Genomic DNA, 21732 nt, shown 5'->3' with positions numbered 1-21732 from the left:
GAAGAGGTGAGGGTAAATGGATAATCGTTATGCACGACAGACACTGTTTAGACCGATTGGCAGCGAAGGTCAGCGAAAGCTTGAGCAAGCAGTTGTTTCAATTATTGGTTGCGGGGCACTAGGCTCCGCAACTGCTGAAACATTAGTACGTGCAGGAGTCGGAACGTTGCAGCTCATTGATCGCGATGTAGTGGAGCTGTCGAACTTGCAACGACAACATCTGTTTACGGAGTCCCATGCTCTTGAAAAAACACCTAAGGTCGTAGCAGCTGAGCAAAGACTTCGTGAAATTCGCTCTGATGTACTGCTTTCTACGACGATTGATCATGCCGATGGTAGATTGATAGAGCAGCTTGTTCGTACGAGTGATCTGGTGATCGATGCGACGGACAATTTTGAAACAAGATTGATGATTAATGACGCTGCTCATAAATATAATCGTCCATGGATTTACGGAGCTTGCGTAGGCAGCAGTGGTGTTGTATTTCCGTTTATACCCGGTATGTCGGCATGCTTTCGCTGCTTGCTTCCTATACTTCCTGCACTGAATGAAACCTGCGATAGCACAGGGATTATTGGGCCTGCAGTTCAAGTAACGGCTGCCTTGCAATGTGGAGAAGCATTAAAGTGGCTTACTGGTAATAAAGAAAGCATGATGACCAAGGTGCATCATTTTGATCTGTGGGGCAATGATCGACTAAATATCGGGGTAACAAAAATTAAGCAAGAGCATTGTCCTACCTGTGGCTTAGCGCCGACCTATCCATCATTAACTACCTCTGACCGAGCAAAATTCGTTGTATTATGCGGCAGAGAAACCGTTCAAGTGATCCCAGATCATCAGCGAACGATTACGTTGGACGATGTAGAGCGTGTAGGCAAATGTTCAGCTAAGTTGGTTCGTAGAACACCCTACTTCGTAGAACTTGCACTGGAGCCCTATCGCTTAATTGCTTTCAGCAATGGGCGGCTGCTCATCCATGGGCTTAAAGATAAGCATGAAGCAAGGAGGTTGTATCATCAGCTATTTGGCTAGGGCTTGGATATTTATGTAGTTTTTTATCGTTTGGCTTTCAGTACCAAGAAGATGGCAGGCTAGTAGAGAGCGAGGAGCGCAACGTAGATAACGGCTACGTGAGCACAGAAGCGAACGCTGGCATGACATATTCGCCGTCGAATAAGCTACAGGCTTGAGCTTCGTAATCAAAGTCGAGCGATAAAAACAACAACTCCGCATATCATCTCTACGCTCGGACATTTCTTCGTCAGGAGGTCGCTTTAGAGATGATATGCTCCGCACTCTATTGAAAGAAGATGGCGTGCTAGTAGAGAGCGAGGAGCGCAGCGTAGATAATTGCTACGTGAGCACAGAAGCGAACGCTAGCATGACATATTCGCCGTAGAATAAGCAACAACGCTCGAGCTTCGTAATCAAAGTCGAGCGATAAAAACAACAACTCTGCATATCATCTCTACGCTCGGACATTTCTTCGTCAAATGAACAGCTTCGTAATCAAAGGCGAACGATTAAAACAACCAATCCAATAAAGGTTTTAATCGTTGGGCTTTCAGTACCAAGAAGATGGCGTGCTAGTAGAGAGCGAGGAGCGCAGCGTAGATAATGCCTACGTGAGCACAGAAGCGATCGCTGGCATGACATATTCGCCGTAGAATAAGCAACAACGCTCGAGCTTCGTAATCAAAGTCGAGCGATAAAAACAACAACTCCGCATATCATCTCTACGCTCGGACCTTCCTTCGTCAGGAGGTCGCTTTAGAGATGATATGCTCAGCACTCAATTGAAAGAAGATGGCGTGCTAGTAGAGAGCAAGGAGCGCAGCGTAGATAACGGCTACGTGAGCACAGAAGCGAACGCTAGCATGACATATTCGCCGTCGAATAATCTGCATTGAACAACCTCGTAATCAAAGTAAAACGATTAAAACTACAACTAAAAAGGAGGAGAGAAAAGTGGAGTTCCGAAAACCTATCCCCCTACACTCGGCAATTAAGCTAATGATGGAGCATACTCCACTTCTAGAAGTGGAAGAGATTTCGTTACACGATAGCTACCACCGCATATTAGCTGAGCCAATCATTGCAAAGCATAATATTCCTCCTTTTGATCGATCGCCTTACGATGGCTTTGCGATCCGTTCAGAGGACTCTGCTGGTGCTAGTGAGCAGCAGCGTGTTACTTTCCAAGTTGTAGATCATATTGGAGCAGGAAGCGTATCTAGTCGAACGCTTGGCAAGGGAGAAGCTATACGTATTATGACAGGTGCGGCCATGCCAAAGCAGGCTGATGCGGTTGTTATGCTTGAGCAAGCGAAGCTTTCTGAAGCAGGAGATCGCTTTACAATACGAAAGTCGTTCCAGCAGCTAGAAAATGTTTCGCTTAAAGGAGAGGATGCTGCTGCAGGCAAGGTGCTGCTAGAGGCTGGTGGGCTTATACATCCAGGTACGATCGCATTGCTGGCTACACTTGGATATGCGAAGGTAAAGGTGGCGCGGCGACCTGTTGTCGGCATTATCGCAACAGGCTCTGAATTACTCGAAATTGATGAGCCTTTAGTAGATGGGAAAATTCGCAACAGCAATGAACCAATGCTTCAAGCTCAGCTAGAAAGAATAGGCGTACCGTATCGCTCATACGGCAAGCTGAAGGACCAGCTAGACGATTGCTATAACCTAATAAAGCAAGCATTATCTGAAACGGATTGTTTAATTACGACAGGTGGTGTAAGTGTTGGTGATTATGATTACTTGCCAGCCATCTATGAAAAGCTCGGAGCAAAAGTGTTGTTTAACAAAATAGCGATGCGTCCTGGAAGTGTAACGACCCTTGCAGAGCTAGATGGTAAGCTATTATTTGGCTTATCTGGTAATCCGTCTGCTTGTTATACAGGCTTTGAGCTTTTTACAAGACCTGCGCTTCTTAAGATGATGGGAGCCAATAAGCCTTATTTGCGCCACACACAAGCAAAGCTAAGTGAAAATTTTACGAAGGCTAATCCATTTATGCGCTTTATTAGAGCAAGCATAACCTTGGCAGAAGGACGAGCACGAGTTGCTCCTGCAGGCTTCAATAAATCTAACGCGGTAACTTCTCTAGCACATGCGGATGCACTCATCGCTTTACCTGGCGGCTCCCGTGGTTTTTCAGAAGGAGATGTTGTTGACGTTCTGTTGTTAGGCACGGAGGAAGGTGAGCGCGAGTGGAACCTATGAAAATACTACAGGTTGTCGGCTATAAAAATTGCGGAAAGACGACGCTTATTTCACGATGGACAGAGCTTTTATCGGAGTGTAATAAGCAGGTTGCCGTTATTAAGCACCATGGTCACGGCGGGGCACTTGAGCAGCCTAATGTAGAAACGGATAGTATGCGTTATATGCAGGCAGGCTCCACTAGCTCAATCGTGTTTGATGATCAACTCATTCAGCTGCATATGAAGCAGCAGCCGCCTTCCTTAACGATGGCGATTGAGATGGCAATGCTTGCAGCTCCTGAGATTATCTTGATTGAAGGTGAAAAACAGGCTCACTATCCCAAGGTTGTATTGTTAAGAAGTGCAGAAGACTGGAAGTCCTTACGCTCTCTAGAGAATATCGTAGCAGTCATAATAGATGAAGCTGTTGATGACCCAGAAGATATTTACGACGAGCTCGGAATTCATAATGAATATGAGCCTATCCATGACAATAGCTCAGGTTGTCCCATCATTGGGTTAAAGCGCGATGATCGCGAGAAAATTAATGAATTTTTACTACATTGGTTAAGTAAATAACATTATTCTTTATCATTGTTAGAAATTGTTATAGTGAGGTGAGATTAGCTTATGATTATTATTAAGTATTTTGCTAGATTGAAGGAGATTGTAGGCAAGAGCGAGGAGCAATTAGCAGTTGAATCGATGACTGTTCAGGAGCTAATAGATTGCACATCATTTACTTATGAAGGATTTTCAGCCTATGCAAGCTCACTTCATGTTGCGATCAACGAGGAATACGCTAAGCCAAATGATTTAATTGTTGCAGGTGACGTGGTAGCATTTATTCCGCCTGTAAGTGGTGGCTAAAATGAGGACCGTCGGAGTAGTACTGGCTGGTGGAGAGTCAAGGCGCTTCGGTTCACCTAAGGCTTTCGCAATGATAGAAGGTGAGTATTTTTATGAGCGAAGCTATCGCTTGCTCGCCGAGCAATGTGATGATGTAATTATTGTTACGCGTGAGGAGCTTTTACCGAAATTCCCTATTGGTAAGAAGGTAATAACGGATTGCGCTGAGGTGAAGGGTAACGGTCCACTTTCCGGGATCTATTCTGCCATGCAAGAGGAGGCTGCTGATCGATACGTAGTCTTGCCTTGTGATATGCCCTTTTTAACTGTCACAGCGATACAGAAGCTTCTTGCTGCTGCGATTAGTGAGGCAGTTTATAGTATTCGTCTGGACGATGATTATCATCCGTTAGTTAGCATTTGGCCCCAAGCCGTGCAGATGTACATTAGGCAGGCGCTAAAGCTAAAGCAATTTAGTGTAATGAAATTATTGCAACGGATGGACGTGGTTTGGCTTAATGGAGAAGTTCTTTTTGACAATGCGCCGCTTATTCTTCAAAATATAAACAATAGAGAACAGATGAAAGAAGTGAACAGGCATGACAGCATTCGTAGAAGACAGACACCATAGGCCATTACGTGACTTACGTATATCCGTTACAGATCGCTGCAACTTTCGTTGCACGTATTGCATGCCTAAAGATATATTTGGAGATGATTTTCCGTTTCTACCTAAGCATGAGCTGCTATCTTACGAAGAGATTGTTCGATTAGCAGAGATTTTTGTATCGCTTGGAGTAAAAAAAATTCGTTTAACTGGCGGAGAACCGCTATTGCGTAAAGACTTGCACAAGCTTGTGAAGCAAATTAACATGATTGATGGTGTTGAGGACGTTGCTTTAACGACCAATGGACTTCTACTTCATAAGTATGCAGAATCATTATATGAGGCTGGCTTGCGTCGATTAAATATTAGTCTTGACGCACTGGACCCTAGTATTTTTGGCGAAATGAATGGAAGAGGAATTGAGCCCGCTAGCATCTTGAAAAATATAGATGCTGCAGTAGCAATGGGGTTCGAGGTTAAAGTAAATATGGTCGTACAAAAAGGCGTCAACGATAGTGAAATTGTGCCGATGGCAGCTTATTTCAAGGATCGTAATGTGACGCTTCGTTATATTGAATTTATGGATGTAGGTAATGATAATGGCTGGAGCTTAAAGCAAGTACTGACCAAGCAGGAGATGCTGCAAATGCTGCAGCAGGAATATGAGCTTAAGCCTGTGGAGCAGGCTTATTTTGGAGAGGTCGCGAAATATTACCGCTATAGTAACAGCACCTCAAAAATAGGTTTTATAACTTCGATATCGGAATCGTTTTGTTCTTCATGCACTCGTGCAAGATTGTCTTCGGATGGTAAAATGTATAATTGCTTATTTGCCACGAAGGGCTTTGACCTGCGCTCACTATCTCGCAATCATGCAACCGATGAGGATCTGAAGGCAGCGATATCACATATATGGACAGGACGTGACGATCGCTATTCGGATGAACGTACTGCCAATACAGCTAAGCTGCGCAATAAAATTGGAATGTCTTATATCGGCGGATAGCATGACCTATCGATATCGGATTAATTCAATTAAACCGAGGAAGGATAAATGGGTTTTGAATGAAGAAGCATCATTCTTAGTCCACTAGTCTCCCATTCCTCGGTTTTTTGGTATGTCCTAATTATCAACTTGTGGTCAACGAATCACCTTGTTACTCGAAGTGCTTGACCGCATCGCGCACAATAGCTTGCGCTGGCTGGAGTAACAGTGCCGCAGCCGTCGCATAACAAGGAGGCTGTGTCATCGGCTTGTAAAGACAACGAGCGATATTGAGCATATTTTGCTGAGGGCTCTTCAATAATAGGATTCATTACCTTAAGTGCATGTACTTCATCGCGCATTCCCTTTTTAAGCAAGAGGTATAACAATACTAAACCAACGAGTCCTATAATAATCATTCCGAGTAATCGACCGGTATATTCATTGTCCCAAAGCGCATGCAAACTGATGCTAATAACCATTAGTCCAATCATTATTAAGGAATTAACTTTAGAGCGTTCTAAGTTTTTGTTGTGCAACCCGTACCATAAGCCTGCTGCTGCGATAGCAGTCCATGTCCCATGTCCAAATGGAGAAAGCAGGGCACGAACCCAAAGCACAGCGAGCATGTCTGCAGCAGTACCTTGTTGAAGATATGTCCAGCCATATAGAATGCTTTCTACTGCTGCAAAACCCATACCGATTGCCGCGCCAAATACGATAGCATCCATTAAAAAGCGTTGCTTCCGACCTCGCAGCCATAGGATACAGACTAGCAGCTTCAATGACTCTTCAATTAAGCTTACAGTGATGGGCTCCGCAATTGAGCCAAGCTTGCTTTCTGAGCCTTGCCATCCACCAAATATGAACAGTCGTTCTAGAATAAAAGCACTTGGTGCAGCGGTAATAGCAGCTATGATAAAGACCAATGCTAGTCGTGATACACGATAGCCAAGTAATTGAGTGCCTCTTATAAATGATACAAAGGATACAGGCCCAGCTAGACCGCCAATAAAGAGGGCAGCTCCGATCCATGCTGGATGCCTCAACCAGATTGCACATATTGTCGTTAATATAAATAGTCCACCGAGAGAAAGCACGATACTGATCCAATGATCGCTTTTTTTGTAGTCCTGCTGCTTATCCCTCTGCTCGTTCTCTGCTGATGATCGATCCATATGCTGGTGCTTGTTGTTGGAGATTGACGAAGAAGCTGTATGAGCTAACGAATTAAGCTTTGGTTTAAGCACCTTAATGAGCTCTGGATGACGAATGCAGGCTAGCTCAATGAATTGTCTATGTACTTGCTCGAATTGCTGTAATATAAAATGAAATTCCTCTTTGCCGATGATTAGCAGCTCACTATCCTCTAAAGCAGTAATCGTTCCGCTATATGGACCATCAAGAAGCAGGTCGATTTCTCCAAAGCAATCTCCACTTGCTAGCGTACCGACTTTACGGTCGTTTCGCTTGATCTGAAAACGTCCCTTCGATATCATGTACAGCTGAGTAGACAATTCTCCTTCTGTGAGAATCGTGTCACCGCGTTTAACCTTCGAAATTCGGGTAATTTCTGCTAAGCCTCTTAGCTCTGCGTCTGGGATAGTAGACCATATCGTTGTTTTTCGCAGTAATCCGTGCAGCAAACGTATTCTCGAGGAGAAAAGGAGACTCTCGTGAAACATCGGGCTTGCTTTGGCAAGACGGTAGAAGTCAACCGATTTTAAGCGGAGTACCTCCAGCTGCCCGATTGCTGTTACGTCAGCAGTACGCTTGTCCTGCATAATTAAAGCAATCTCACCGACTATAGCTCCTGGAAGAAGAACATCAAGGGCTATCTGTCGAGCAGTTAAATTGCTACTTGAGACGAGAGCCTTTCCACCTACAATAAAATAGCAGCAATCCCCGATTTCCCCTTCAGTGATAAGCTTTTCATGATCGGATAGCAGCATATAATCCATTGCAGAAACAGCTGCTTCAAGCTCGTACTCGGGAACACCCTTCATAAGTATGTGATTACGTATCAACTCGATTGAGCTTTCCATGTTCATCTCTCCATAGCAGAACGGAATCTCCCCTATGCAGGAGAGATTCCGTCCAATCATCTGATTAATTTATTATATATCAGATCGTATGAAGTTGTTAACGCATATTTCCAATAATTGAGCTTCTTGAGTCTTGCATTTTTTTAACAAAGTTCGTCATTATATCAAATGCCTCATTACGTTTGTTCGAAAGGCTTTGCAGACGAAGCATATCCATCTGCTGAGAATTTGAGGCGTTATCTACTCTGGCCTTTAATGTAGTAATCATTGTATCGATTTCATGCAAGCTATAGCTTTGTTTTGACTCTGACAATATACCATACTCCTTAAGGGAGTCGGTTGTTGTCTGGTCTAATGTATAGCTAACCTTAGTTGGGTGCTTTTCACTTACTAGAAAAGTAATTAACTTATTGAGCTCGGCTAGGAGCTCATTGCGCTTAGTAACCTCATTAATTTGATCTCTTAATTGTGTTTCTAGCAAGTTAGCTCGATTGCTCTGAACCATGAGCAAAGCTGTTTCGATGTCCATGCTTTGTATTTGAAGTGGGTTTATGCCATTTACGCCCATGTAGCCGATCATATTATCTGTTCCGCCACCGTTAATTGCACCTTTTACAGCTTTATATGCTTCATCATTCATCATAATTCCTGTTCCAATAATCATTCCGAACAACATCATGCCAACCATAGAGAGTATGATCTTTTTATTCATTACACTTGACCTCCGCATTTCATATTCAATCTTATAGTTACACTATAGCTCTCTATTCCATGCCGGTCTGTAATGTCAGTTACAAAATTCAAAAAACGTTGAGCGATTAGTTTAGCGATGTAATTAATGACTTGATTCCTCGTAGTCATTAGAAACCTTCCACACGTCGAACAGCTTCAATAGAAGACTAAGCACGATAGCAACTACTGTTGCTAGTGACATGCCGGACATTGCGAAATCACCGATTTTTAGCGTAACGCCGCTTAAACCAACTACTAGCACGACTGTTGTAAGGTAGAGGTTAGAAGGCTTACTGTAGTCAACCTTTGATTCGATAAGCATACGGAAGCCGGATGCTGCAATGACACCGAATAATAGTAGAGATACGCCCCCCATAACCGCTGCCGGAATGTTAGCAATTAGCCAGGAGAATTTACCTAAGAAGGACAATAGAATCGCGATCACTGCTGCGAGTCCAATAACGAACGTTGAGAACACACGTGTAATGGCTAGTACGCCGATGTTTTCGCCATATGTGGTATTCGGTGTAGAGCCGACAAAACCAGATAGGATCGTCGAGATACCATTACCAAGCAAGGAGCGATGTAGCCCAGGATCCTTAGACAGGTCTTTTCCAACAATATTGCTCGTTACAACAAGATGTCCAATATGCTCGGCAATGACGACAAGTGCTGCTGGTGCGATTGTAGCAATCGCTATCCAATTGAACGTCGGCGTCGTAAGTTCTGGTGCACTGAAGAATGAAACTGCACCAATGCCTTCAAAGTCCATACCCATGAAGATGGCCAGTACATAGCCGAATATAATCCCGAAAAGGATTGGAATGATACGCATAAAGCCTCGGAACAAGACCGAGCCAAGTACAGTGACTGCTAACGTTGCAGTAGACAGGATAACGGTATTAGGGTCCATCGTCCAATCAAGATCAGTTGGATCACTCGGTATCCAACCAGCCATTCCTGCTGCTACAGGCACAAGCTCAAGTCCAATGATCGCAATAATTGCTCCCATTGCTGCAGGTGGGAAGACAACGTCAATCCACTTTGTGCCTGCTTTAGCTACGATAAGTGCAACTATTGTAAAAATAACACCTACTACTATAAAGCCGCCGAGAGCATCAGAATAGCTGCCACCAGCTTCCTTAGTTATTACTGCTGTAGCTGGAGCGAGGAAGGCGAAGCTCGAGCCTAAGTAAGCGGGAATCTTGCCTTTACAAATTAATATGTACAGCAGTGTACCGATCCCGTTCATCAATAAGCAGATCGCTGGATCGACACCCAAAATGTTCGGTACAAGCACAGTAGAACCAAACATTGCAAAAAGATGCTGAAGACCGAGCATGAGTGACATTGGCAGTGCAGGTCGTTCATTAACCCCTATTGCTTTACGCATGAATGATTAACTCCTTTTATTTAATTGTTTTTAATCCTACATGATTCTACATTAGCATTTACTGTTCGACAAGGACTTTTCTCACTTATTGTTCACAATTTCTTAAAAAAAGATGAGCTGAACATGATTTCTATTCGTAGAAGAGAATGTAGCCCAGCTGGGACAATTTGCGAAAGCTATTAGCCATCGTTTACAATTAGGATGACACACACGTAAAGTGACCTGCACAAGAAGTAGGACAAGTGAGGAGATTACGGATGGAAAATTATCAGATCATTTCGAATCAGGTAGAGCAATTTAAACGCCTGCGTGAAGATGTAACTAGAGTGATGATGATGTACCAGTTCGCGCTAAATGAACTCGAAACGAAGATCGAAATTCTAAGGGAAGAATTTCAGCTGCTTCATGACTATAATCCAATTGAACATACCAAATCCCGTGTAAAGACGTTTGATAGCATCATTGGAAAAATTCAACGAAAAGGTCTCCCGTTTTCTCTTGATAGTATCCGTAACGGAATTAAGGATATTGCAGGCATTCGGATTACTTGCTCATTCATATCGGATATCTATCATATTCAAGACATGCTGGAAAAGCATTTTGACGTAGAAATCTACGAAGCAAAGGACTATATTAAAAATCCTAAGCCCAACGGTTATCGCAGCCTGCATCTTATTGCAGGGGTACCGGTGGTCATGACGACCGGCCGTGAATTGGTTTGTGTAGAAATACAAATTCGTACGATTGCGATGGACTTCTGGGCTAGCTTGGAGCATAAAATATTTTATAAGTATGATGAGGCTATTCCATCACACCTCACTCATGAGCTAAAGCAGGCTGCAGATGCAGCTAATGTGCTTGACCAGCAAATGGAAAGATTGCATAAAGAAATTACGATTATTAAGGAAAAGCAAAATCACGATGAAGGTGATGAATTTACGAAGCTGATTCTGTCTCAGGTGGGCCAATCACAATTGAGATTGCCTCCTATTATCGAGCAGGAGCTTAGTCAAAATCTTAACGGACATTCAAAAGGATAATGAGAAAATTACCCAATAGCAATGGACAGATGCTAGAATGTTTAGTAGGATAGTATGCATATTATATTAGCATCACACGTGCTAAGCATAGGGGATGAGGATGATGTTGCCACTAGGATCCAAGATCGTTATTGTTGAGGATCAGTTTGAGCAGAAGCTTCCGATCGGCGAGTACGGGTACATCATAGCATATGATCGCAATGCTGATAATGTATTTGACTATGTTGTGCGTGTCCCTGGGCTTAATCGTAATTTCGCTGTTCCTAAGGAAGATATTGAACTAGAATCCGAGATTATTAAGCAAGAAGCGGAGAAAGTAGAGAAAGCAGCACTTATTGATTATGCACTTGCCACACATAATGAGAAGTTATTTCACTATATTATGAATGGTGAAGAGGAAGATACGCCAGAGGAAGCGGATGAGACGCCAATGACTGGTGAGGAATTTATACGCCAAATTAATTTGAAAGCTTGGATATAGTACAATATGTAACAAAGGTAAGGAGCAGTTTCGGCCATTTGAGCTGAGCTGCTTCTTTTGCTGTTGTTAGATCATTGCTATAATAGTCTTTGGCAGGATATAATATAAGGCAGAATGTACATAAGAGTTCCCGTAATAATTACGAATACGTGCATTGCAAGGATAGAAAAACTAAGGAGAGTAGTGGAATGAGCATAACATTGAAAGATGTTGAACATGTAGCGAATCTTGCTCGCTTAGAGCTGTCGGATGCGGAAAAGTCTCAGTTTACAGATCAGCTAAATGCGATATTAAAATATGCTGAAAAGCTAAATGAGCTGAATACAGATGAGGTAGAACCAACAAGTCACGTATTCCAGCTTGTAAACGTAATGCGTGATGATGTGCAGAAGGAATCCTTACCGATTGACAAGGTACTACTGAATGCACCAGACGAAGAAGATGATCAAATCAAGGTACCAGCGGTCATTGAATAATTGGAGAAATTGAAGGGAGGAACCTTTGTTGTCACCTTTTGAATTAAGTTTGCAAGAAGTCGGAGCGAAGCTAAGAAGCAAGGAGCTGTCAGTTACTGAGCTTGTTGATGCTTCCTATAAGCGCATCGCGCAAACCGATGATACCATTAAAGCTTTTATTACACTAAATGAGCAGGAAGCGCGCAAGCAAGCGGGCGAGCTGGATCAAAAGCTAGCTAGCTCAGATGCACAAGGCGCGCTATTCGGTCTGCCAGCGGGTATTAAGGACAATATCGTTACGGAAGGGCTGCTTACAACATGTGCCAGCCAATTTTTAAGCAACTACAACCCAATCTATGATGCTACAGTTACTCGTAAGCTGCGCGATGCGGGTACCGTTACGATCGGTAAATTGAACATGGATGAGTTTGCGATGGGCGGATCGAATGAAAACTCCAGCTACTTTGCGACACGCAATCCATGGAACACTGAGCATGTACCAGGTGGTTCAAGTGGCGGTTCAGCAGCAGCTGTTGCAGCTGGACAGGTTTATTTCTCACTAGGCTCTGATACAGGCGGTTCCATCCGTCAGCCGGCGGCTTACTGCGGTATTGTTGGTCTTAAGCCTACATATGGCCTAGTATCGCGCTTTGGTCTAGTGGCATTTGCGTCTTCACTTGATCAGATCGGGCCGCTTACGAAAAATGTTGAGGATGCAGCACATGTGCTTCAAGCGATTGCTGGCTATGATGCGAGTGATTCCACTTCTGCCAATGTTGCGATTCCTAACTATAGTGAAGCATTGACTGGTGATGTAAAGGGTCTTCGTATTGCCGTACCTAAGGAGTATCTAGGTGAAGGTATTGATCCACGTGTTAAGGAAGCTGTAATGAATGCGCTGAAGACATATGAATCTCTTGGCGCAACATGGGAAGAGGTATCGCTGCCGCATACAGAGTACGCGATTGCTACGTACTATTTGCTAGCTTCCTCTGAAGCATCCTCTAACCTAGCGCGCTTTGATGGTGTACGCTATGGAGTTAGAGCTGAAAATCCTGACAACCTGATTGATCTGTATCGCAAGTCGCGCTCTCAAGGCTTTGGCCCAGAGGTGAAGCGCCGTATTATGCTAGGTACATATGCGCTAAGCTCCGGCTATTACGATGCTTATTACTTAAAGGCACAAAAGGTACGTACTTTGATCAAGCAAGACTTTGATCAGGTATTCGAAAAATATGACCTCGTTATTGGACCAACAGCACCAACAACTGCATTCCGTATCGGTGAGCAAGTGGGTGACCCGTTAACGATGTATTTGAATGATATTTGTACGATTCCAGTTTCATTAGCTGGTGTTCCAGCCATTAGTATTCCTTGTGGACAAGCAGATGGGCTGCCTATCGGTATGCAAATTATTGGTAAAGCCTTTGATGAATCCACTGTATTGCGTGCGGCACACGCATTTGAAGCGAATACTGAATTTCACAAGCAGCGCCCAACGCTATAAGCTCTGCGTGATGACGAAAGGATAGATGAATATGACTACGAACAAATATGAGACGGTCGTAGGCCTAGAGGTTCACGTTGAGCTGCATACGAACAGTAAAATTTTCTGTGGCTGCTCAACTGAATTTGGCGCGCCTCCGAACTCGCATACATGTCCGGTATGCCTTGGTCATCCAGGCGTACTTCCAGTATTGAATCGCCAAGCAGTAGAATATGCGATGAAGGCATCGATGGCATTGAATTGCCAAGTGGCAGATATCAGTAAATTCGACCGTAAAAACTATTTCTACCCGGATTCACCAAAGGCGTATCAGATTTCACAATATGATCAGCCGATTGGTGAGCACGGCTATATTGATATTGAAGTGAATGGCGAAACGAAGCGTATCGGGATTACTCGCGTGCATCTGGAAGAGGATGCGGGTAAGCTGACGCATATCGATGGCGGTTACGCATCGTTAGTAGACTTTAACCGTGTCGGTACACCGTTAATCGAGATTGTATCTGAGCCAGATATTCGCACACCAGAGGAAGCGAAGGCTTACCTTGAAAAGCTTCGTTCCATTATGCTGTACTGTGATGTGTCTGATGTGAAGATGGAAGAGGGCAGCATGCGTTGTGATGCTAACATCAGCTTGCGTCCTTATGGCCAGAAGGAATTTGGTATCCGCGCGGAATTGAAAAATATGAACTCCATGCGTAACGTCGTGCGTGGTCTTGAATATGAGCAAATACGTCAAGCTGAAATATTGGATGCTGGCGGCGAGGTAGTTCAGGAAACACGACGCTATGATGATGCTTCAGGCAAAACATTCTCGATGCGTGGAAAGGAAGAAGCACACGATTATCGTTACTTCCCAGACCCAGACCTAGTAAAAATTCATATTAGCCAGGAATGGAAGGATGCCATTCGTGCGTCGATTCCAGAGCTTCCTGATTCTCGTAAGGCTCGTTACACATCCGAATATGAGCTTTCCAGCTATGACGCTGAGGTCATTACATCCTCTAAGCAGCTTGCTGATTTGTTCGAGGAAAGCTTGCAATATACGAAGGATGCGAAAGGCGCTGCCAACTGGATCATGGGTGATCTACTCGGCTACATGAATCAGAACAACAAGGAGCTGTCCGATGTTGCATTAACTGGGCAAGGACTTGGTGAAATGCTAGAGCTGCTTGCGAAAGGAACCATTAACGGTAAAATTGCGAAGACCGTCTTCAAAACGATGCTTGAAACAGGTAAGCTTCCTCAACAAATCGTTGAAGAGCAAGGACTTGTTCAAATTAGCGATGAAGGAGCTCTACTTGCAATCGTTGATGCTGTTATCGAACGCAATCCTCAATCTGTTGAAGACTACCGTGCAGGTAAGGAGAAAGCGATTGGCTTCCTTGTTGGTCAGCTAATGAAGGAAACTAAAGGTAAAGCGAACCCGGCGATGGTGAATAAGCTGCTAGTAGACCGCTTAAAATCCCAATAGGGTCAGCTTTGATCACGATGTAGTACAGGATGTTTACTCGGCATCGAATATTGAATTCAGCTAAAGGTCTTCCGGTGCTCACGTACCAAAAACGTACGCTGCGCTCCTCAGACCTTTGCTTTATCCAATCTTCTCGGTGCTGAAAGCTGACCGTTCAGCTTTGATCACGAAGTATCACTGAATGCTTATTCGGCATCGAATATTGAATTCAGCCGAGCTTTCCGATGCTCACGTACCAGAAACGTACGCTGCGCTTCTCAATCTCTAGCTTTATCCAATCTTCTCGGTGCTGAAAGCTGACCTGGTCAGCTTTGATCACGAAGTATCACTGAATGCTTATTCGGCATCGAATATTGAATTCAGCTAAAGGTCTTCCGGTGCTCACGTACCAAAAACGTACGCTCCGCTCCTCAGACCTTTGCTTTATCCAATCTTCTCGGTGCTGAAAGCTGACCTGGTTAGCTTTGATCACGAAGTATCACTGAATGATTATTCGGCATCGAATATTGAATTCAGCTAAAGGTCTTCCGGTGCTCACGTACCAAAAACGTACGCTCCGCTCCTCAGACCTTTGCTTTATCCAATCTTCTCGGTGCTGAAAGCTGACCGTTCAGCTTTGATCACGAAGTATCACTGAATGATTATTCGGCGCCGAATATTGCGTTTTGAAAAAACGCACTTCGGAAGAGTATGCCTCGGTGCTGAAAGCTGAATGTCAGCTTTGATCACGAAGTTATACTGAACATTTTGTACGCATAACCTATAGAGTATGAACAGTTGCTACTGCGCGATTTCATGGTGAAATCGCGCAGTAGCGCTATTGTCGACGCTTCGTCATTATTTACATTCATTTAAAAGGAGTACTTGCATGCAGGCAGCAATGGATAGTCCTTGGTATATTAGTGAAGTTGAGATTCTTATACGCTTACTCGTTGCACTTGTCCTCGGAGGAATGATCGGCTTTGAACGGGAGCAGCATAATCATGCCGCTGGTTTTCGTACGAACATCTTAGTATGTGTCGGTGCATGCCTCATGATGCTATTGTCCATATACGGATTCTCCGATTTCGTCAATGAGTGGAATGTACGTGTAGACCCTGCACGTTTAGCAGCCGCTGTTATTACCGGCGTAGGTTTTCTAGGTGCTGGGACGATCCTGTTCACCGGCAAGAAAATATCTGGCTTGACGACTGCGGCCTCGCTTTGGGTTGTGGCCGCGATTGGTCTAGCTGTCGGTGCAGGCTTTTATTTTGCATCCGGGGCTGTAACCTTAATGGTCATCCTAACATTATGGCTCTTCAATAAACTGGAGCAACGCTTCATTCGTAATAAAAAGAGCTATGTCATTCACTTGATCTGTGAAGATCGTACCGCATTAATGAAAACGACTCAGGATAAGCTAAAGGAGCATCGTGCTACATTGCACAAGCTTTCATTAGAGGATGCTGATGGTAGTAGGTTGAGGCACGTAAGTGATATCGATGAAAAACTGATCATGATTACATATTTCGTAGATATTGAACGAAAGCAGCATGATGCTATGATTTCTTTAATTCATGAGTTAAAGCAAGTGGAGGGCGTTCGTTGGATCGAGTACGAATAACACGTAAATACTGGTTGATTGCTAGCCTGGCAGTTTTGCTGCCGGGCCTTGGTCATTGGCTCATTGGTAAGCGAGATAAAGCCATATTTATTGCAAGTAGCTTTCTATTCCATATAACCCTTGCATATACATTGTTACATATGGTCGTTATTGAGCAGCCGCTAAGTATTGCTTACATCATCATAATTGTGCCGTATCATTACTTCTATGCAATCTTTAATAGCCTACAAACTGCCCATTATAAGTACCACTATCCGTCTGTCTGGATGCTATGGATGTCCAGCGTTCTGTTAATATTAGCATCAGCGCTATGGGTACCATTTGATATGATGTATCCGTTTAAGCAGCTGGTCATCAAGCTATATCCAATAGCGCTGCTTGTAAGCATTGCCTGCTATTTACTGCTACACCCGTCTCATATAAAAAACGGAAAGCTTTACATTGCTCGTGTAAGTGCAGCGCTAATCCTCCTTAATATCGTCGTGTTGCTTATACTTAAGCAAATCGCACCAATTCAATGGAGCAATTGGATCTATGTGCTGCCGATCATCGTTATGATCGAGCTCATTGTTCTGTTTTTGTATCGTCTTCGAAAACTAGTCCACTCCGGCTACTCCACTGACTTAAGGGGGTTATGCACAGCAATCGTTTTTGTTATTAGCTCTTATGTTGTGGTCGAGTACAGTGATTATCCTTCACAATTGCTAGAAAGCTTCCACGCTCCAGTTATTGATCAAGTGGTGTTGGACGATGCTAATGGTTTCCGCTATGAGCTTCCGCCAATTAAGGTGCCAATCGATGAGTTGACTTCATTTCAGCTTCGTCACCTGAACGGCCATGTCCGTGTTCAGGCTGGTGATGTGCAGGAATTGACGATTATTCCGGTGCTTTATGTTAATTCGCCAGACGAGCAGCCAGCTTTGGATGTAAGAGCTCAAACAAGCGTTGATGTGAAGTTTAATGATGAACAAGGGATTACGATAGAGACGGTAATGCCGCGATATAGCCTTAATCAATACCCTAGATTAAATATGACCGTTATCGTACCAAGATCCGCACGGTTTGTGAAGGATGTGTCAGTTCGTGTGGAACACGGTGCTGCTGTCGTCCAAGACTTTGTTGCATCTGGTGCCATTAAGGTCGAGAGCAATAGGGCTGCTATTCATATGCGAAATCTAATAGGCAGCGTAAATGCTGAAACCAAGCATGGGTCGATTTATATGAAGGATATCATGGGCAATGTATCTGCTCAAAGTAAAAAAGGCGATATAACTATCATTCATCCAACACGAGAGGTTGCTGTAACTGCATTGAGTGGTGATGTCTATGTGAAGCTGAATAGACTCAATGGAGATATGAGCTTAACGGCTACAGTTGGAAATATGCAGGTTAAACTACCCAATGGATCAAATTATAATTTACATGCTAAGGTAGCTTTTGGAAATATTGTCAAAGGGTCGCTAGATGAAGAACAGATTAAAGAGCTTTCAATCCGCAATGGTACTGGGAAGTATGAGATAGAATTGTACGCATCCGATTACATTCTGCTACAAGGCGAGATTCCGTCGATTCATTGACAAAACTTTAGAACTAAACGTACAATAGAATTATTATTAAAAGAAAGGCGTGAGGGGAATGATTGCCAACGTGCAATTGGCTTTAGAACAATTGAAAACGAACGGCGTGCGTATGACCCCGCAGCGACACGCTATTTTAAGTTTTCTGATGGATACAAAAACGCATCCTACTGCTGATGATATTTACAAGGCATTATCACCAACGTATCCAAGTATGAGCGTTGCAACGATTTATAATAATTTGCGTTTATTTGTAGAAGCGGGTTTAGTAAGAGAGCTGACATATGGAGATGATTCTAGCCGTTTTGATGCGGATTTGTCAGATCACTATCATGCCATTTGTAAACATTGTGGATCGATCGTAGATTTTGTTCATCCACCGCTTGTGGAGGTTGAACGCGCAGCATCAGAGAGCACAGGCTTCGTCGTACAAGGTCACCGCATGGAAATTTATGGGATATGTCAATCTTGCAGCCCAGAATAGTTAAATGAACAATTGAAACATGAATCTATGAACGTGCAGATCAGCGAGAAACTCGCTATTTTGCACGTTTTTAATTAGGAGAGAGAGAAACCATATGACACAACAGCAATTCCCGCCACGGCGAAGACATCGTCGACGTGGTGGAGTATACTGGTTGATATTTACGATCGCCCTAGTCATTACCTGTGTAATAGGTTACATGAAGCTTGTACCTTCGTTCGAGCAACAAGAGGTCGTGTATTCTCACGACCATCCTATTTATTACAATGGAGAGCTGCAGCAGCATGGTGCACTTGTTCAGGACGGGCATATTAAGCTACCACTACCCTTGCTAGATGAGCTTTTAGAGGATTCACCTATTCATTATGAGTCAGAGACCAACACCTTAGTACTAACAACCTTGGATAAGGTGCTGCGTTTTAAGACAGAATCTTTGACTGCATTATTAAATGAAAAAAGCTATGAGTTGAATATTACCGCACAGGTAGAAAATGATACAGTATATATTCCTGCAGAATTAATCGAGCAGCTATATGGACTGCATATTGAACAGATGGATAAAGTCATCGCATTATATGATGGGCAGTTCACTATAGATACAGGGTCGATTATTCGTAAAAACGGAACGGCATTACGTTCTGAGCCGACTATCAAAAGCGCCTATTATCGCGAGCTAGCACTTGGCGAAAGGCTCTTAGTCTGGGAGACAGGCGAGGATTGGACAAAGGTGCAGACTGAAAGCGGGACTCAAGGTTATGTTAAATCAGCTCATATTCAAAAAGGGGATGCCATCGTGTATTCGCCTAGCCTAGAGCAATATGAGGGTCTTAAGCACGATCTTTCGGGTAAAAAGATTAATTTGACATGGGAAGCGATTTATAACAGGCAGCCCACATTATCGACTATGCCAAGCATGGAAGGGTTGAATGTTGTTAGTCCAACCTGGTTCGAGCTTGTGGATGCGGAAGGAACGATTCAAGGTAAAGCTACCCATGAATATATGGAATGGGCGAATAAACGTGGTTATCAGGTCTGGGCGCTGTTCAGCAATGGCTTTGAGCCAGATTGGACAACCGCAGTGCTTGCAAGCACTGAGAAGCGCTTCGCTATGATTCAGCAATTAGTTGCATTTGCTGAGTTGTACCAGCTTGATGGAATTAATATTGATTTTGAAAATGTGTATACGGAAGACAAAGAGAATTTAGTACAGTTTGTAAAAGAAATGATGCCAATTATGCACGAGCAAGGACTCGTTGTTTCGATTGATGTTACACCGAAATCGAATAGCGAGATGTGGTCTGTGTTTTTGGATCGTGCAGCTTTAGGTAAGCTCGTTGATTATATGATGGTTATGGCCTATGACGAGCACTGGGCATCAAGCCCTAAGGCAGGCTCTGTTGCATCTTTACCTTGGGTTGAGCAATCAATTAAGAGAATTCTCGAAGAAGATCAGGTAGCACCTGAAAAGCTAATACTAGGGATGCCTCTTTATACGCGTGTATGGTCTGAAGAAACACTTGAGGACGGCTCAACGAAGGTAAGCTCGAAAGCTATTGGTATGACCAAGGCTCAAGAGATTATCACGGAACATCAATTAACACCTGAGCTAGATGAAGCGAGCGGTCAGCACTATATAGAGTATGTGGAAGATGGGATCAAGCAGCGTATTTGGCTAGAGGATGAGCGATCGATAGCTGGACGTATTGACCTCGTTCATAAGTATAAGCTAGCTGGTGTTGCGACATGGGCGCGCACATTTGCTAAGGACGATATATGGAAGGTTATTGATGAAGAGTTGAATCAATAATGCACTTATTTAATCTTATAATGATATGAAAAAAGCTAGAGGCTGGCAGCCTCTAGCTTTTTTCTTTGCGTAATATGTACTTGGTAGCAGAAAGTGGCTGTGTAACATTTAGAGCAATTCTAATCTGCTGCAGGTATTGTATTCGCTTGATCAGGATCAAGCGTTAATATGGTTTTGCAGTACATGCAGCGATCTGTTTTTCCAAGCATTTTCGTTGGACGATTACATTCAGGGCATTGGAGCATCGTCGCGCTGGTTGACATCATTCCTGCCCAAAAGTAAATGGCGACACTAACAAGCAAGGCAATCATTCCAAGTACTAGGAAAATAGCAGCGATAATTTTACCAACATCTCCAAACAATAATATGCCGCCTGTTCCAAGAATCATAACACCCATTCCAACAAGGGTGAAAATCATTCCCCATAGTCGAAACTCATTAATTTTTGCTGTTTTGAAAAATAAGTTTTTCATGAGAATACTCCTTTCTAAAGCGTTATGATAATAAAAGTCACAATTAATTACATAAAACATTTCAAACTTAAGCAGGAATAAACCTATGACTGTCGAAAATTTTTATTGTCTGCAATTTCATATTATATCGTATAACATTGCGATAAGCTATACGGAGGCAGTAGTGGAGGATATAAAAAAACATTTACTAGAAAGATATGATGCAAGCTCAGATGTTCAAGGTTTAGTGCTGATGCATAATACAGAGCGATATCCATTTCATACGAATGAATATGTATACTATGTTTTGGTTGTATCCTCACTTGAATTAATTACACGTAAGATTGAGCATTTAGAGATAGAGAATGAGCGAATCTTCATCCGAACGGTCCATATTAAGGATATTGAAAATCCTTCCGTGAGTTTTAGCCGCTATCATCTAATGGATTGGCTGCTTACAGGTGAAATTATCTCAGACCCTCAAGGTGTTCTCGAGGAGCTAAAGGAGCAAATACTTGAATTTCCTGAGGAGCTCCGCAATCAACGTAAGCTAAAAGCTTACAGTGGATTTATTGAAAGCTTATTTCATGCAAAGCGCAATATGACAGAAAGCAATACTCTCGATGCCTATTCTCAAATATTAGTAGCCATTCACCACTGGGCGCATATTGTGCTAATTGAAGAAGGACTGCATCCAGAATTGACAGTATGGAAGCAGTTGAGAAAGGTTCATCCTGGAATTTATAAGCTTTATGAAGAGCTAATTGCGAGTCCTGAATCGATCGATCAAAGAGTAGAGCTGGTAATGCTAGCGTGTGAATTCTCTGTAATGAGTAAAATGAAGGATTGCTGCTCTTATCTATTAGAGTTAATGAAGGAAAAGAATGAAGCTTGGAGTATTTCAGAATTACAGATGCACCCGAAATTGCGTTACATTGCAGAAGATATTACATTAGTTATTCAAAAGCTTGTTCAGGGACATCTTCTTAAGGAAGTGGCAACGTTTAATAACGATCAGGTTGATGAGG

At 43.2% G+C, this 21732-nt stretch carries 20 protein-coding genes (1 of these 20 running past the window's edge); 16 read left to right on the top strand and 4 right to left on the bottom strand.

What is annotated here, in order from left to right; all coding sequences use genetic code 11:
• The first annotated feature begins 16 nt into the window (after positions 1 to 16).
• From NSQ99_RS16500 to moaA, 6 genes are all read left to right on the top strand, one after another.
• Complete coding sequence (locus tag NSQ99_RS16500; protein WP_340837866.1) at positions 17 to 1036, top strand: ThiF family adenylyltransferase; 1020 nt, start codon at positions 17 to 19, stop codon at positions 1034 to 1036.
• A 936-nt stretch (positions 1037 to 1972) separates the two neighbouring features.
• Entirely contained in the window at positions 1973 to 3232 is a 1260-nt protein-coding gene (locus NSQ99_RS16495) for a molybdopterin molybdotransferase MoeA (RefSeq protein ID WP_340837863.1), read from the top strand.
• Positions 3229 to 3792 (top strand): molybdopterin-guanine dinucleotide biosynthesis protein B, encoded by a 564-nt coding sequence (gene mobB, locus NSQ99_RS16490; protein WP_251669047.1) that lies wholly within the window; start codon positions 3229 to 3231, stop codon positions 3790 to 3792. The genes NSQ99_RS16495 and mobB overlap by 4 nt, the downstream gene beginning before the upstream one ends.
• 51 nt (positions 3793 to 3843) lie before the next feature.
• Entirely contained in the window at positions 3844 to 4083 is a 240-nt protein-coding gene (gene moaD / locus NSQ99_RS16485; RefSeq protein ID WP_251668753.1) for a molybdopterin converting factor subunit 1, read from the top strand.
• 1 nt (position 4084) lies between these two features.
• The gene (mobA, locus tag NSQ99_RS16480) at positions 4085 to 4693 is read left to right on the top strand and encodes a molybdenum cofactor guanylyltransferase (protein ID WP_251668751.1); all 609 of its coding nucleotides are present in this window, start codon (positions 4085 to 4087) and stop codon (positions 4691 to 4693) included.
• A complete protein-coding gene (gene moaA, locus NSQ99_RS16475) occupies positions 4662 to 5675 on the top strand; it encodes a GTP 3',8-cyclase MoaA (protein ID WP_251668749.1) in 1014 nt (337 codons plus the stop codon). Before mobA ends, moaA begins: the two co-directional genes overlap by 32 nt.
• A gap of 143 nt (positions 5676 to 5818) precedes the next feature.
• On the opposite strand, the gene NSQ99_RS16470 is transcribed toward moaA, so the two are convergent.
• The 3 genes from NSQ99_RS16470 to uraA all read right to left on the bottom strand — a co-directional run bounded on the left by NSQ99_RS16470 (position 5819) and on the right by uraA (position 9824).
• On the bottom strand, positions 5819 to 7699 hold the full coding sequence (locus tag NSQ99_RS16470) for a cyclic nucleotide-binding domain-containing protein (RefSeq protein ID WP_340837859.1): 1881 nt from the start codon (positions 7697 to 7699) through the stop codon (positions 5819 to 5821).
• 97 nt (positions 7700 to 7796) lie between these two features.
• Positions 7797 to 8411: a hypothetical protein gene (locus tag NSQ99_RS16465; protein ID WP_340837857.1), complete on the bottom strand. Its 615-nt coding sequence runs from the start codon at positions 8409 to 8411 to the stop codon at positions 7797 to 7799.
• Between the two features lie 123 nt (positions 8412 to 8534).
• Positions 8535 to 9824, bottom strand: a complete 1290-nt coding sequence (gene uraA / locus NSQ99_RS16460; RefSeq protein ID WP_251668743.1) for a uracil permease — start codon at positions 9822 to 9824, stop codon at positions 8535 to 8537.
• A 257-nt stretch (positions 9825 to 10081) separates the two neighbouring features.
• On the opposite strand from uraA, the gene NSQ99_RS16455 reads away from it, so the two are divergent.
• The 9 genes from NSQ99_RS16455 (at position 10082) to NSQ99_RS16415 (ending at position 20252) form a co-directional block, all read left to right on the top strand.
• Positions 10082 to 10864 (top strand): GTP pyrophosphokinase, encoded by a 783-nt coding sequence (locus NSQ99_RS16455; protein ID WP_251668741.1) that lies wholly within the window; start codon positions 10082 to 10084, stop codon positions 10862 to 10864.
• Positions 10865 to 10967: 103 nt separating this feature from the next.
• A complete protein-coding gene (locus NSQ99_RS16450) occupies positions 10968 to 11345 on the top strand; it encodes an ATPase (protein WP_340838818.1) in 378 nt (125 codons plus the stop codon).
• A gap of 188 nt (positions 11346 to 11533) precedes the next feature.
• Entirely contained in the window at positions 11534 to 11821 is a 288-nt protein-coding gene (gatC, locus tag NSQ99_RS16445; protein ID WP_251668739.1) for an Asp-tRNA(Asn)/Glu-tRNA(Gln) amidotransferase subunit GatC, read from the top strand.
• 28 nt (positions 11822 to 11849) lie between these two features.
• Entirely contained in the window at positions 11850 to 13307 is a 1458-nt protein-coding gene (gene gatA / locus NSQ99_RS16440) for an Asp-tRNA(Asn)/Glu-tRNA(Gln) amidotransferase subunit GatA (RefSeq protein ID WP_340837856.1), read from the top strand.
• A 25-nt stretch (positions 13308 to 13332) separates the two neighbouring features.
• Entirely contained in the window at positions 13333 to 14781 is a 1449-nt protein-coding gene (gene gatB, locus NSQ99_RS16435) for an Asp-tRNA(Asn)/Glu-tRNA(Gln) amidotransferase subunit GatB (protein WP_340837855.1), read from the top strand.
• Positions 14782 to 15661: 880 nt separating this feature from the next.
• Positions 15662 to 16384: an MgtC/SapB family protein gene (locus NSQ99_RS16430; RefSeq protein WP_340838817.1), complete on the top strand. Its 723-nt coding sequence runs from the start codon at positions 15662 to 15664 to the stop codon at positions 16382 to 16384.
• Positions 16366 to 17961: a DUF4097 family beta strand repeat-containing protein gene (locus NSQ99_RS16425; protein WP_251668733.1), complete on the top strand. Its 1596-nt coding sequence runs from the start codon at positions 16366 to 16368 to the stop codon at positions 17959 to 17961. The genes NSQ99_RS16430 and NSQ99_RS16425 overlap by 19 nt, the downstream gene beginning before the upstream one ends.
• A gap of 58 nt (positions 17962 to 18019) precedes the next feature.
• The gene (gene perR, locus NSQ99_RS16420; RefSeq protein ID WP_251668731.1) at positions 18020 to 18445 is read left to right on the top strand and encodes a peroxide-responsive transcriptional repressor PerR; all 426 of its coding nucleotides are present in this window, start codon (positions 18020 to 18022) and stop codon (positions 18443 to 18445) included.
• A gap of 94 nt (positions 18446 to 18539) precedes the next feature.
• Positions 18540 to 20252 carry a glycosyl hydrolase family 18 protein gene (locus tag NSQ99_RS16415; protein ID WP_340837852.1) on the top strand — a complete coding sequence of 571 codons (1713 nt, stop codon included), beginning with the start codon at positions 18540 to 18542 and terminating at the stop codon, positions 20250 to 20252.
• A 119-nt stretch (positions 20253 to 20371) separates the two neighbouring features.
• Here NSQ99_RS16415 and NSQ99_RS16410 read toward each other — a convergent pair whose 3' ends face one another.
• Positions 20372 to 20725 carry a DUF2614 family zinc ribbon-containing protein gene (locus NSQ99_RS16410; RefSeq protein ID WP_251668727.1) on the bottom strand — a complete coding sequence of 118 codons (354 nt, stop codon included), beginning with the start codon at positions 20723 to 20725 and terminating at the stop codon, positions 20372 to 20374.
• 85 nt (positions 20726 to 20810) lie between these two features.
• Between NSQ99_RS16410 and NSQ99_RS16405 the strand changes: the two genes are divergently transcribed.
• Positions 20811 to 21732, top strand: partial view of a nucleotidyltransferase-like protein gene (locus tag NSQ99_RS16405; RefSeq protein ID WP_340837848.1) — the 5' portion only. 29 nt of this gene lie beyond the right edge of the window; the window shows 922 of its 951 coding nt (coding positions 1–922); the start codon lies at positions 20811 to 20813; its stop codon lies beyond the right edge, outside the window.

The sequence above is a fragment of the Paenibacillus sp. FSL W7-1287 genome (genome assembly GCF_038004245.1).
In the GTDB taxonomy this organism is placed as follows: Bacteria; Bacillota; Bacilli; order Paenibacillales; family Paenibacillaceae; genus Pristimantibacillus; species Pristimantibacillus camelliae.
The sequence above is the reverse complement of the archived record's forward strand: the minus strand, read 5'-3'. Positions and strand labels throughout refer to the sequence as shown.